This window comes from Ruegeria sp. YTSC106 (genome assembly GCF_059609765.1).
On sequence record NZ_JBXWMI010000013.1, the window covers coordinates 51,479 to 63,639 of the forward strand.

A 12,161-nucleotide genomic window follows, 5' to 3' on the forward strand; every position below is an offset into this window, starting at 1 on the left:
AGGACAGCAGAGATGTCGAACCAGCAATTCGAAGCGCTTATTAAGGAAACGCAAACCAAAGTACGTGAAAGCCAGTCGCAAATTGAAGGGCTGACCTCACGCATCGATGCGGCGCGGGCCAAGATCGGCACGGCCGAAGCGGATATCGACATCGAAAACGCCACGCTCGAAGACGTGCACGCCCATACCGAGGTGATGAATGCCAACATCGCCGAGCTGATCATGGGTCTGGACGACGTCACCAGCGCCTTTTCCAAGGATTTCGACGAGATGCGCTCGAAATCCGGATGGGAGAGCTTTGTCGGCATCTTTTCCAAAGGCAAATCTGAATCGATGCGGCAGGAACGTATGCGCACCGCCAATATCGATGACAAGCTGCAGGACCTGATCGCCAAATCCGACGTGATCGTGAAGCTGCTTGAGGGGCAGTTGTCGGTGCTGGAAGAACAGCGCGTCAAAGTCGAAGAGAACCTGACCGTCACGCTGGACGACCGTGAGGCGACTGTGGCCGAACTGGAGGCACTGCGGTCTGAGATTCAGGGCATGGACCCGACGATCATCACGCTGGAAAACAAGATCAGCGTCGAACAGGACGCCGCCGCGCGCACGCAGTTGGAAACTGAATTGGCCGATTTGAACAAGCAATACAACGCCAAGGTTCAGGAAGAGCAGGTCAAGCTGGCCAAGTCGCAAACGCTGGAGCGCTATATCGAAAAGGGCAAGACCTGGGTCGACTCCCTACAGAACCAGGCGGCGACGCAGATGGTGCTGATCAACAAGCTGCAGACAGACACGCAACAGCGCGTGGTGTTGTATGACGCCCTGACCAAATCGCTGAAAACCGCGCAACAGCAGGACGTGGCCCACCGCATCAACGAGATCGGCGTGCAGACCGACCAAGAGGCGCAAACCGCAATGGCCGCTATCGGCACCGCGACCAACCAGAAGATGGCCGACATGCTTGAGGCGCACGAGGACCACATGGTCTTTGCCCGCGACGTGCTAGAGAAGAAGGCCAAGGCGGATGAACGCTTTGCCCGCCGGTTTGCCTCGATTGTCGAGAAGCATGATAAGAATTTGTATGGGGGGTAAATGGCCTCTTTCATATTGATGTTTGGCCCAATGGTCGTGTTGATGCCGGTATTGGCAATTGCGTTGGTTCTTTATGGATTAGCACTGTGGGTTTTGGCGCTTTTGGGCCTGCACAATGCAGCCAACGTGGAGGGTATCGCAGTTGTTTTCGGAGTGCTGCTATTACCGGCCTACGTCTATTTCGTCGTCCGTATTGTGGTGCCAGCTTTTTGGTTCGGCATGGTGAATATGTATGAAGAAATACTTCACAGTGATGGTATGACGTCAGCCGAAGCCTTTGGTTTTTGGCGGGATCGTTTCCAGCTCGTCTTTGAAGATTGGGGCAGATACAGGAAATTTATCCGTGGTCGAAACTAACCCCACCCAAGATCATGTCGGCCTGACCGACACCTTCGCCTCGCGCCGCTATTTCCGCAAGTTCGAGGTGATCACCGTCCACCTCCTGCGCGTGGCCGCGACGATGGAGGCGGAGGGCGCGATCTCGAAACAAGAGGTGCGGATCGTGTCGCGCTACCTCTCGGGGCTGCTCTACACCTTCCGTGCGCTTTCCATGAAATACCTGCTGGTCGGGCGCGATACGGGGCGGTTCTTTGGCAGCCTCGCCATGGATAAGCGTGACAGTGGGTTTCCGGTGGCGGCTGAATTGTTGACCATGGCCAATGACGCGCAGCAGGCGCAGGTGCATCTGGCGAATATGCCCTCGGAAGACGACCTGAAAACCGACATGGTTCGGACGATCATTGGCGACCGCGAAATCCCCACCAAGCTGCAATTCGCGCTGTCGCAAAGGCTCTATTACGAGGAATTGCTGAAAGGTCAGCTGTTCTGGGCGCGCAACGATCCAGAATGCCACTGGATCGGGAATGAGGGCGAACGGCGCAAGTTCATGATCCACTGGGCGGTCTATGACAGCCAGATCAACCTGCCGGTCATCTACCTGATGCAGCTTGAAGATAGCGGCAAAACAGCCCTGCCCAAAGACCAGCGCCGCTGGCCCGAGGTGCAGGCGCATCTGATGGCGCAGGCGCTGGGCGGATTGAAACTGGTGACCATCGCCAAAGGCTTCGATCAGGATTTCGACGATCTGCATCCCAAACACCTGCGCCGTATACATGTGGGCCCGATGTATTCCTCGGCCTATACCGAGCAATCCGGGCCGTTGCGGCAAGTGCTGAAGGACGCGCAATCTCCGCAGGGTGAAGACTGGGCGCTGGCCTGGACCACTGAAGAGCTGCAAAGCGAAGAAGTGATCGAAGAGCGCGCCGGGTGGTTTTCTACCGTCGAGCGTGAGGTTTTTGCACTGGACCCGTTCGGCGGGCAGGGGGCCGAGACCGGGGCCACGCGCACCCAGCGATCAATCATTCTACCCCAGCGCCCGTTTCAGGTGCTGGCCGAACGAAACCCGCCAGGCTTTGCCGATGTGCGCAAGTTCGTCGTCAGCAAGGCTGGGCAGGTTTTGAAATATTGAGAAATGCAAAGGCAATTTTGAAATGAGTTTGACGTCAGACCAGATGGAACTGCGCGAAGACGATATCCGCAAGCATTATCCGGCAGCGACCGCCTTGCTGAACGGGTTCGAACACGCGCCGCGGATCGCCAAACCCGTTGCGGCCACCGTCGAACGGTCTCCGGGCGTGTCGACCGGGCGGCGGTTTCGCTCGACGACTCCGGGTTTGGTGACGCGGCGTACGGCACGCGCGGATGGTGTGCATCTGGTCGAACGGATTGAGGCGTCGGATGATGGCGATGCGCTGGTCTCGCCGCCACAGGCCACCACACAGCAGGCCATTCGCCGGGCCATTGCCATCGCTCTGGCCGTGGCCGAGGCTTATGCGGAACAAACCCCGCTGTCCGACCTTAAACGCGCAAACCTCGCCGGTGACCTACCTGCCGCGCGCAAGACCGAATTCTCGGAACTGCTGACGGCCGAGGCTTTGATCACCTCGCACACCTTCGGTAATGCGCTAGCCTATCTGATGTCCTCGCATCTTGGCGAAACCACTGCTGATATTGGTGAGATCGAAGAGGTCTTGACCGACAACGGTCAACTCGCCCTGCATGGCGCATTGTGGGAACTGGACCAGATGCTGGCCAAACATGCCCCTGACGATGCCTATCTGATCGCGGCCACCAGCGCCTATGCTGAACAGCTAATGGAAAAAGCCGCCCTGCGCGCGCAATCTGCTGGTCATCTGGCCCCGTTCCACAACGCCGCCTGGCATATCGAGGCTGATGACCTGACGATCCGGGGGTTCGAGCCAGCATCAAAGGCCAAATCCACTACCCTGACCATGACGTTCAAGAAACCGAACGAGGTCGTTGGCAACCATATCGCCAAGTATCAGGCGATGAAGCTGGCCAAGATGGTGATGGCCTATGACTTCGACCGCCGCCTGAACCCGTTTGCCGAACTGGGTGGGTTCATCTTCACTTTCATGGGCGACGGCAAACCGGGCACCGGCAAGACCACTCTGATCCAGATGATGGCCGGGCTGATCAATGACTACTGCCAGAACGCGGGCTATCCGTTCCGCTATCAGAACCTGAGCACCGACAATATCGACAGCTATCAGGGTAAATCCGGTCAAAACGCCAAGGCGTTTATCAACACGATCATCGACCCCTCGGTCATCGGGTTCGGCACCATCGACGATATCGACCAGCTGGCGGGCAAACGTGGCGACCGGCAGTCGTCAGCCGGACAACTGGAAATCACCGCCGTGCTGATGGAGAGCTTTGCGGGCGCAAACACCGTCGTGCGCGGCAACTGCACCTTTGGCATGTTCTCGAACTACCCCGAGAATGTGGACGACGCCCTGCGCCAGCGGGCGGGCGCGCGGTTCCTGGTGGACGGGCCGCAGACGCGCGAGGATTACATCGACATCCTGCACCTGCTGATGGGCCGCAACCACGACATCCCGCTGGGTGAGCATGAAGCCTATGCCGCGCAAGAGATCAAAAAGGCCGTCGCCGCCAGTTTCGAAAGCCATGCGCGCCCGCATGAGGACGCCTTGCTGCAGGTCTATGACCGGGTGTCCGGCGATATCGGCCAGATGGACACGATTGCCAAGCTGGGCACCTACCTCAAGGCGATCCAGCAGGCGGATGAGCGGTTCACCGGCCGCGCGATCAAGAACATCACCGACGCGGTCAAGGTCCGCGCGATGGATTTCGAACTGCCGGACGAATGGATGGAGAACCCCGACCTGTTCCTGTTCCGCGACTACGACACCAAAAAGGCTATGATCGAGGATCTGCGTCAGCCGATCACGGTGGACATGGTGATGCAAGAAATCAACCGCTACGCCGACAGCGAGTTCCGCTATGCCGACAAGAGCGACGAGGTCGCCATCGAAAACGCCGTCCGTGAGATGGGCCGGATGGAAGAGGCCAAGCGGCGGTATTTGGAGGGGAAGGGGTAGTGGACGATGTGCTCTTAGAAGTAGGTTATTTTCCCATTGCCGCGATAGCCAGCTTTTTCACAGGTTGGTTCGCAGTTGAAGGAAGAGTGCCTTTTATTGTAGCGCTTCTTTGTGCGCCGCTTGTAGGTATGGCGCTCGTGCCTAGCGTCGCTATTGAGGTCTTTGGACTGCTGTCAGTTGGTAGATTTGGCGCTGGGGCCATATTCCTTCTTACAGGAACTGTGATTGTAGTCTTGGCCTTTCCATGGGTTCTTGTGATTGGCCCGATGATATCGGCGTTAATTTGTTGTCTAGGCTATTATACCCGGCACGATCTTTTTCCGATGGATGCAGAAGCAAGGGAAACCGCAAAGCGCGTACGCCGTCAACGCAGGCAAATGGCTAATTTGAATAAAACAGGTTCTATTCGAAGGAACAGAAAAAGTTGATCCGTCTCATCGAAAAAGGCCTGATGTTCGGCAATCTCGTCCACATCTCCAGCCCGGCTCTGGTCGAGCGGTATAACCGCGCGTTGCAGCATCTGGCGGGTAGGACCACTCAGCTTTCGGATTTCCATGTCGATATCTCGGGCTATTCGCCGGAGGTGGGGATTGAGCTGGAGGACGAGCTTTACCTCAACCCCAACGGGGTCAACCGGCAATTCATCCTGCTGACGACCGAACAGAAACGCGCGCCTCTGCTGAACGTCAAATTCTCGACCTCGCGCGATATCCTGCGCGAGTTCATCGAGATGAACGAGGCGCAGCTTTTCGCCCTGACCGCCACCGATGCGGTGGCCGGAGAGCTGGTGAACTCGGTCATCAAACTCACCACGCCCCGCGATCTGCTGAACCTGCGCAAGATCGATATCGAGGCCGATACCGCAGGCGGCACCCTGCGCAAGGCACAGCAATTGGCGGGGATGGTGGAACAGTTCAAATCCGAAGAGGATGCATGGTTCGACGACGTTCTGATCGCGAAGATGATCGAAACCGCTAGGGAAACCGGTGATGTCACACGCAATCCGGTCCGCCTGCGCCATACGACGTTTGACCAGCGCAATTTCTGGACGGCCCATTTTGGTGGGCTGTATTTGTTTCCGGACATAGACCACCCGGCCGTGATCTGCATGGGCGAAAAGCCCGACGACCTGCCGATCAAGTACACGTTTGATCCGTCACAGCGAAACCAAATCGCCAAGTTTCTGGATTACAACGATCTGGTCGAACCGATCGTCAAGGCGCGCGGCGTGGATGCCGCCGCGATCCTGCAACAGAAGATGGATTTCCTGACCGTTGACGCAGCGGCGGATGCGGATGTCGACCTGACCGGGTCGGACCGCAGCGACATGCGGCGGCTGGCGCGAAACCACTCGGATCGCCTGCCTGATGCCTATCACGGTCTGGCGCAACTGCTGCGCTGGGCGAGTGACGGGGGGCCGTGGCCGCGTATCACTTCGGACCATCCGGCCTATTTCTATACGTTACGCGCCGCGAATACGCCGAACCGTGATCTGGTAAACATGTTACTGGCCGAACTGGCCCCGCTGGACCCGCGCCAGATGTTCATCTGCCACAAGGAGCTGTTCTACAGCACGTATTCCAGATGGCCCGAGAGCAAGAAAGCCTATGTTGCCGATTTCCTTGCACGCGAGTATCAGGTGGACAAGCAAGGCGCCCGCGCCGCGCTTTTCGGGCATGAACCGGATATGAACGGCGACGATCGGGTCAGCGATGACATAATCGCACGGGTCGGCCCGTGGGGTTCGGTGAGGAAAGGCTGATATGTTCGGATTGTTGCGCCTTTTGCTGATCTTGTTGGTGATCCAGACGGTTACCTATTTCGCACTGTCTTTCTACTCGCGCGGGATGCGCCGTCGCAAACTGGAAACCTGGTGGGATGAAAAAGGCAAGACGGGCAACAAGGAAGCCTTTGTCGAACGCGGATTGCATGTGTATGACAACTCGTTTCGGCGTAAACTGATCTTGGGTGTCTATATCGTGCCGTGGGTGGCGATTGGCGCGATGATCTACATCGTGAATTACATGTGAGGGTTTAGGCATGGCCTATGTGAAATGGGCGTTCATTATCATTTTCTGGGGTACGATTGCCGTGATCCTGCAGTATTCGCTGCCGCAGCATGACATTGTGCGCATCGTGAATACCTATGAAGAACGGCAGGATCTGAACGATTGGACCCGGATATTCTGGTCAGAGCCGGAAGATCAGTCCACCAGCCTGTCCAACCGGGATGTGCAGTTCATTCAGGCGGTGCGGGCCAACGGAAAACCCATCGTATACCGAAACGAGGATACCGGTTGGGGCTGGCCGCCGTATTTCAAGTTCGACACAGCGAACCTCTATACCGAGGCCAATGATGCTAAGTCGACCAAGGAAAACCCGAAATGGGTGGTCGTGACCCATTATGGTTGGCGAAACGAATTCATGTCGATCTTTCCCAACGCCATTTTCATCGAAGATGTAGAAGGGCCGGATGTTCGGATCATTCCCTGGTTCAATATCATCTTCCTGACGATCTTTGCCGCGTTGGTCTGGGCGATATGGGTGCGTTGGCGCAGGTTCCGGCAGGCTCGGATCGATCCGATGATCGAAAACGTGGAAGACGGGCTATATGCAGCCGGTGATGCCATTGAAGAGCGGCGCAACAGGTTTCGCCGCTGGCTGGACAGCTGGAAATCGAAATAGACCGCAGCTTTGGCGGGCGTGCCAGCAGCGCGCCCATCCAGGCCCTTCACCTGACGATGAATTCCGCATGCAGTGCGCCTGCTGCCTTGATCGTTTTCAGAATGTCGATCATGTCCTGAGGCGAGACCCCAAGCGCGTTCAGACCGGCGACAACCTCGGACAACGTGGTGGCCTCGGGGATTTCGGCGAGGCCGGTCCCTTCTTCTTCCTCGATCCCTGCGATTGTACGTGGCACGACCACTGTTTCACCTCTGGCAAACGGGTTGGGCTGAACCGCAATCGGTGCCTCCTGAACCGTCAGCGTCAGATTGCCTTGAGAGACTGCCACACGCGAAATACGGACCTCCTGTCCCATGACAATGGTACCAGAGCGTTGATCGACAACAACACGCGCTTTTGATTCCGGTTCAACCAGAATGTTCTCAATGCGCCCTATGGCGTGGGCTGTTGAAACTGCCTGCGTCGCCGCGACGTTGAGCTCAACCGTACCGGAATCCCGCATGATCGCCACGGCTCTGTTGAACTCGGTGTTTATCGCGGTTTCGATACGTGCGGCTGTGGTGAAATCGGGCTCTCTGAGTGCAAGGCGCATTTGAGTGAGGGTTGACAGGTCGAAGTCAATTTCACGCTCGACCCTTGCGCCGGACGGAATAACGCCCGAGGTTGGTACCCCGCGCACGACTGAAGCTGCCTCTCCTTCAGCCGAAACGCCGCCCGCAAGGATTGTGCCCTGTGCAACCGCATAGATTTGTCCGTCGGCCGCGTTCAGCGGGGTCATGATCAGAGTGCCGCCTAGCAGGCTGTTGGAATCGCCTATGGCTGAAACCGTTACATCGATTTGACCACCCACCCTTGCAAAAGGTGGCAGGCTGGCTGTGACCAATACCGCCGCCACGTTTTTGGGTCGGAAATCCTCACCGGTGACGTTGACACCAAGACGTTCAAGGATGTTGGACATGATCTCTTCGGTGAAAGGCGCGTTGCGTAACCCATCGCCGGTTCCGTTCAAACCGACAACCAGACCGTAACCCACAAGATCGTTGCCCCGGACACCATCAAAATCCACGAGGTCCTTGAGACGTATTGCCCCAGCCCAGGCCATGCCGGGAAGGAGGATCAGGAGAAAAATCAGCGCCCTCATCTCAGAAAATTTACAAGAGACAGGTTCGCATTGCGAACGGCTACGGAATACAGGCTTTCCAACTGAAATTGCACCGTTTGCAGTTTCGCTGCCGTCTCATAAGGATCGGCCGCGATCAGTTCGTTCCGGCTGAATTCCAGACTGGTTCGGGCTGCGGAATTGCGTGTTGCGGCCTCTTCAATGCGGGCTTCGGCCGCTCCGACTTTTGCCCGGAGTTTCACGGTTGCATCCTGTGCATTGGCCAGATCGACACCCAACTGCGTGAACAAAGCGGTGCGTTGACCGGGAGAAAGCGCCAATGTGCTGTCAGTGGCCAGTGCGGCTACTGCAACATCCCTGAGAGCGGCCTTGAACGCCGGGTCCATTGCCGTGATCGGCAGCGTGACGCTTTCGTTTTCCGATATCTGCATCGGAGACAGGGTGTTGCTTGACCCCTGATAAAATACGGCGTCAAACCCTGCCGGGTCGTTGAACCAGGTATCCGCCGCCAGCCGGATATCGGAGACGGTGACAAGCCCGGTTACCTGCGACTTCAGCGCTGCCAAAAGACCGTCCGAAGAGGACAGCGGCGACACATCAGTGGCAGTGCCGGAAAACAGGCTGCGCCCACCCACACGTGTGTTCAGCGTCGAGATCATCGTGTCCAGCTCATTTTTGGCCTGTTGTGACGCTTGTTCATGATTAACGGGCTGATTGGCGGTTCCGTAAGCCAGTAAAGACGCGGTCATGTCTCCAACCGAATCTCCGAAGGTTTTTAGGCTCAGTTGCATGGCATCGGTGAACAGGGCTGCTTCGGACGTTGCGATGCCAAAGGCGTCGAGTCTGGCGAGGCTGCGGTCGAGATCCAGAATTTGTGAATAATCCCCGCCAAGCCGACCCGAGATGTCCTTTACCTGCCCGGTGGACATCTCGTAAGAGAGGGTTTCGATCTGGGTTTTGATATTTGTTGCGCGGGTTCGCAAGGTCATTCCTCGCGCCAAATCGCCGATAGAAGTGATGTTCATGGTCACAACCTCAGAAGAGTTTCCAGAAGCTCGTCAACAACAGAGATGACACGGGCGTTTGCGGCATATGTCTGTTCGACCTGCATGAGCCGTTGCAGTTCCTGATCGGAATCCACGGCCTGGGCGGCCTCGATCTGCGCCATTTGCTGCTGGAAGCTGTTTGCAAAAGTCTTGCGCTGATCTGCGGCATGGGCGTATGCGCCTGCTTTCGACAACAGGGCCTCGGTCAACTCGGCAGCGCGCATGTTTCCCGTACCGAACAGCCCGCCGGGTATCGGATGCGCGTCGGTTAATATGTCCCCGAACGCGCGCAGTTGTACGGCCTGCCCGGGGTCACCCGGTGTTGCGGCACCCAGACCCGCGCGCAGTTTCCAACTGTCCCCGCCATTGTCAGGGTCTACCGTCGAATTGAGTGAGATCCGTGATGCAAGTCCGACAACAGATGCTGGATCAAAGCGGTTGCCGTTATCGGTAAACAGACCGGGATCTGTCGCAAGAACCGACATATCCAAACCCGGCGTTTCAAATCGCTCAATCAAGTCTTGCGCAACCGTGTCCAGCTGAACCTGCGCCTCAACCGATAATTCGTCACGGATGGTGAACTGCGCCATCAGCGCCCCGCCGCGGATTTGAGCGTTGTCTCCGCTTGTCCGTGCCGGGTTGCCGTTCATTTCCAGACCGGACAACAGACCATTTGCCACTGCCATGTGGGGCTTTGTTTCACCGGTCGTAGAAAACGTGAATTCCGAGGCTTTGCCTTCCAGCAGGATCAACCCACCTTCTGAGTACAGCGACACCTGATCATTGGCGCGAGGTACGACATTGACCGGGATCAGGGCATTGACCTGATCGATCAGGACGTGTCGCTGATCCAACAGGGCACCGATGTCACCGCCAGAGTTCTGTATGGCGGGAAGCTTGGCATTCAGGTCTTCGATATCTTTCAGAGTCTGATTCAGGCTGTCGATCTGAGCGCCGATTTTTCGATCTGCGTCCGAGCGCGCCTGGCGCACGCCCTCTGATGCTGCATTCAGTTCATTGGTCAGATCGCGGGCCGAACGCGCAACCTGATCCAGCCGTTCGATAGAGTCAGGCAGACTGGCCGCCGTGATAAAGGCGTTTTCTAACGAGGACAGACGGGTAGATAGCGAAGGGCCGTCGGCAGGAGACCCCACCAGTTGTTCGAACTGCGAGTGAAAGTCCGAAATGGCCGATCGAAAGGTGAGTTCGGCGTCAGACGAACGTCTGTTGGCGGTCAAAACCGGATCCTGATGCCGGACCACGCCAACGGTGCGGACGCCATTTCCGGATATTGGACTTGTCGTAAGTTCGAGAGACCGACGCGCATAACCGGGGGTCAGCGCATTCGCGATGTTTCCGGACACCACAGCGGCCCCGCGACTGGCCGCAGTCAGCCCGCCCAATGCATTATTCAGTGCTGTCGACATGTTCATGAGGCCGCTCCTTTCTTTAGGTCAGAGCTTGATCAACGTTTCAGGTTTGTCGTTTCCTGCAGCATCTCGTCCACCGTCTGGATCACTGTGGCGCTGGAAGAATAGGCGCGTTGCGTTTGGATCAAGGATGTCAGCTCGGTGGCCACATCCGTGGTGGATTCTTCACGCGCGAACGAGACGAGATCTCCGGTAGGACCTTCGCCTGCGTTCCAAAGAAAGAACGTGCCGCTTTCACGGGATGGCGCGTAGGTCTGGCTGTCCAACGCGGTCAGGCCGTTGGGATTGGGGACATCTGCCAGCGGAATCTGGTACATTCGGCGGCTGACGCCGGTGTCGTACAACGCGTAGACATATCCGTTCTCATCGACCTGAACGCTGGTCATTGTGCCAACGGCAGAACCATCACGTGTGATCGAAACAGGTGCAAACGTGTCGGACAATTGGGTTATGCCATCTGCATCCCCAATCAGGCCAATATTGACCTCAACCGGTCCGCCGGCAACATTTACCATGACACTGCCCGTTGCTGGGTCATAAGCACCGCCAGAAACAGGTGTGACGCTAGCCAAGGTGCCGCCAGCCGTTCGGTTGTCGGTGAAGGTCAGCGTGTATTCCCCAATGATCGCGCTGCCCGAGGCCGAGTCACGCAAGACCATGGTCCATTCGTTGCTGCTGCCGGATGCGGGAACAGTTGGGGTCAGTTCAATATCGATGCTCTCGGATTTGCCGAGATTGTCGAAATATTCAACCGACAAAGGTTGAACGTCCCCCGGAGCACCCGCATCTGTCGCCGTGGCCGGCAAGTTCATACGCAGGTTCATTTGCGTGGTGGGCGCGCCCGATAACTGGTTGACACTCAGCTGAATGGGTTCAAGCGCAGCAGGCGTGTCGCGCGAAACCGGTGGAATAGTGCCATCTGGTGCAGCGGGCCATCCCAGAAGAACAAGGCCAGATTCGGTGACCAAATATCCTTCTTCATTGGTACGGAATGACCCTGTTGTTGTCAGCAACATCTCGTTCGAGTTATTCCCGACCTGAGAGCTGGGGCGCACAGGCAAAATGCCGCGCCCCCGTACTGCCAGATCAGTTGAGTTGCTGGTTGTGACCAGAGGCCCGCGCTGATCAACCATGCGCTGGCTTGTCGTCCGCACGCCGCCTGCCGAATAGCTGCCACCCTGACCGGACGTGACCATTGAATGAAAATCCGTCTCGACCCGTTTGTACCCAAAGGTCGAAGAATTCGCGATGTTGTCGGATATCGTCGCCAGCCTGTTGGCATTGGCTTTCAGCGCCGCCACACCGGCATTGAGCGAAGAGGAAATGGTCATGGGTGCGCCCTTCTGTTGCGTCCGTCTTTGGTGCA

At 57.2% G+C, this 12,161-nt stretch carries 12 protein-coding genes; 8 read left to right on the plus strand and 4 right to left on the minus strand.

Going from position 1 to position 12,161, the window contains the following annotated elements:
* Positions 1–12: 12 nt before the first annotated feature.
* From AC2FEB_RS17050 to AC2FEB_RS17085, 8 genes are read left to right on the plus strand one after another with little or no spacing between them, the layout of a single operon-like run.
* Positions 13–1,092 carry a hypothetical protein gene (locus AC2FEB_RS17050; protein ID WP_496675229.1) on the plus strand — a complete coding sequence of 360 codons (1,080 nt, stop codon included), beginning with the start codon at positions 13–15 and terminating at the stop codon, positions 1,090–1,092.
* The gene (locus tag AC2FEB_RS17055) at positions 1,093–1,449 is read left to right on the plus strand and encodes a hypothetical protein (RefSeq protein ID WP_496675227.1); all 357 of its coding nucleotides are present in this window, start codon (positions 1,093–1,095) and stop codon (positions 1,447–1,449) included.
* Positions 1,436–2,560 carry a hypothetical protein gene (locus AC2FEB_RS17060; protein WP_496884231.1) on the plus strand — a complete coding sequence of 375 codons (1,125 nt, stop codon included), beginning with the start codon at positions 1,436–1,438 and terminating at the stop codon, positions 2,558–2,560. The genes AC2FEB_RS17055 and AC2FEB_RS17060 overlap by 14 nt, the downstream gene beginning before the upstream one ends.
* Positions 2,561–2,582: 22 nt before the next feature.
* Entirely contained in the window at positions 2,583–4,514 is a 1,932-nt protein-coding gene (locus tag AC2FEB_RS17065; protein WP_496675223.1) for an AAA family ATPase, read from the plus strand.
* A complete protein-coding gene (locus AC2FEB_RS17070; protein WP_496675221.1) occupies positions 4,514–4,942 on the plus strand; it encodes a hypothetical protein in 429 nt (142 codons plus the stop codon). The genes AC2FEB_RS17065 and AC2FEB_RS17070 overlap by 1 nt, the downstream gene beginning before the upstream one ends.
* Positions 4,939–6,276 (plus strand): DUF6638 family protein, encoded by a 1,338-nt coding sequence (locus AC2FEB_RS17075; protein ID WP_496675219.1) that lies wholly within the window; start codon positions 4,939–4,941, stop codon positions 6,274–6,276. Before AC2FEB_RS17070 ends, AC2FEB_RS17075 begins: the two co-directional genes overlap by 4 nt.
* Before the next feature lies 1 nt (position 6,277).
* Positions 6,278–6,544, plus strand: coding sequence for a hypothetical protein (locus tag AC2FEB_RS17080; RefSeq protein ID WP_117871028.1), 267 nt, complete (start codon positions 6,278–6,280; stop codon positions 6,542–6,544).
* Positions 6,545–6,554: 10 nt separating this feature from the next.
* Entirely contained in the window at positions 6,555–7,199 is a 645-nt protein-coding gene (locus tag AC2FEB_RS17085; RefSeq protein WP_117871026.1) for a DUF1523 family protein, read from the plus strand.
* 46 nt (positions 7,200–7,245) lie between these two features.
* Here AC2FEB_RS17085 and AC2FEB_RS17090 read toward each other — a convergent pair whose 3' ends face one another.
* Genes AC2FEB_RS17090 through AC2FEB_RS17105 form a run of 4 tightly spaced genes read right to left on the minus strand, consistent with a single transcriptional unit; the run spans position 7,246 to position 12,126 of the window.
* Entirely contained in the window at positions 7,246–8,340 is a 1,095-nt protein-coding gene (locus AC2FEB_RS17090; protein WP_496675216.1) for a flagellar basal body P-ring protein FlgI, read from the minus strand.
* Positions 8,337–9,344, minus strand: coding sequence for a flagellin (locus AC2FEB_RS17095; protein WP_496675215.1), 1,008 nt, complete (start codon positions 9,342–9,344; stop codon positions 8,337–8,339). Before AC2FEB_RS17095 ends, AC2FEB_RS17090 begins: the two co-directional genes overlap by 4 nt.
* 2 nt (positions 9,345–9,346) lie before the next feature.
* Positions 9,347–10,798 carry a flagellar hook-associated protein FlgK gene (gene flgK / locus AC2FEB_RS17100; protein ID WP_496675213.1) on the minus strand — a complete coding sequence of 484 codons (1,452 nt, stop codon included), beginning with the start codon at positions 10,796–10,798 and terminating at the stop codon, positions 9,347–9,349.
* A 32-nt stretch (positions 10,799–10,830) separates the two neighbouring features.
* Positions 10,831–12,126, minus strand: a complete 1,296-nt coding sequence (locus AC2FEB_RS17105) for a flagellar hook protein FlgE (RefSeq protein WP_496884232.1) — start codon at positions 12,124–12,126, stop codon at positions 10,831–10,833.
* Positions 12,127–12,161: the final 35 nt, after the last annotated feature.

Bases quoted from the DNA above. Each gene is read 5' to 3' on its own strand.
- AC2FEB_RS17055 (WP_496675227.1), top strand. From the start codon at position 1,093: ATGGCCTCTTTCATATTGATGTTTGGCCCAATGGTCGTGTTGATGCCG.
- AC2FEB_RS17105 (WP_496884232.1), bottom strand. From the start codon at position 12,126: ATGACCATTTCCTCTTCGCTCAATGCCGGTGTGGCGGCGCTGAAAGCC.
- AC2FEB_RS17080 (WP_117871028.1), top strand. From the start codon at position 6,278: ATGTTCGGATTGTTGCGCCTTTTGCTGATCTTGTTGGTGATCCAGACG.
- flgK (WP_496675213.1), bottom strand. From the start codon at position 10,798: ATGAACATGTCGACAGCACTGAATAATGCATTGGGCGGGCTGACTGCG.
- AC2FEB_RS17050 (WP_496675229.1), top strand. From the start codon at position 13: ATGTCGAACCAGCAATTCGAAGCGCTTATTAAGGAAACGCAAACCAAA.
- AC2FEB_RS17085 (WP_117871026.1), top strand. From the start codon at position 6,555: ATGGCCTATGTGAAATGGGCGTTCATTATCATTTTCTGGGGTACGATT.
- AC2FEB_RS17090 (WP_496675216.1), bottom strand. From the start codon at position 8,340: ATGAGGGCGCTGATTTTTCTCCTGATCCTCCTTCCCGGCATGGCCTGG.
- AC2FEB_RS17095 (WP_496675215.1), bottom strand. From the start codon at position 9,344: ATGAACATCACTTCTATCGGCGATTTGGCGCGAGGAATGACCTTGCGA.
- AC2FEB_RS17065 (WP_496675223.1), top strand. From the start codon at position 2,583: ATGAGTTTGACGTCAGACCAGATGGAACTGCGCGAAGACGATATCCGC.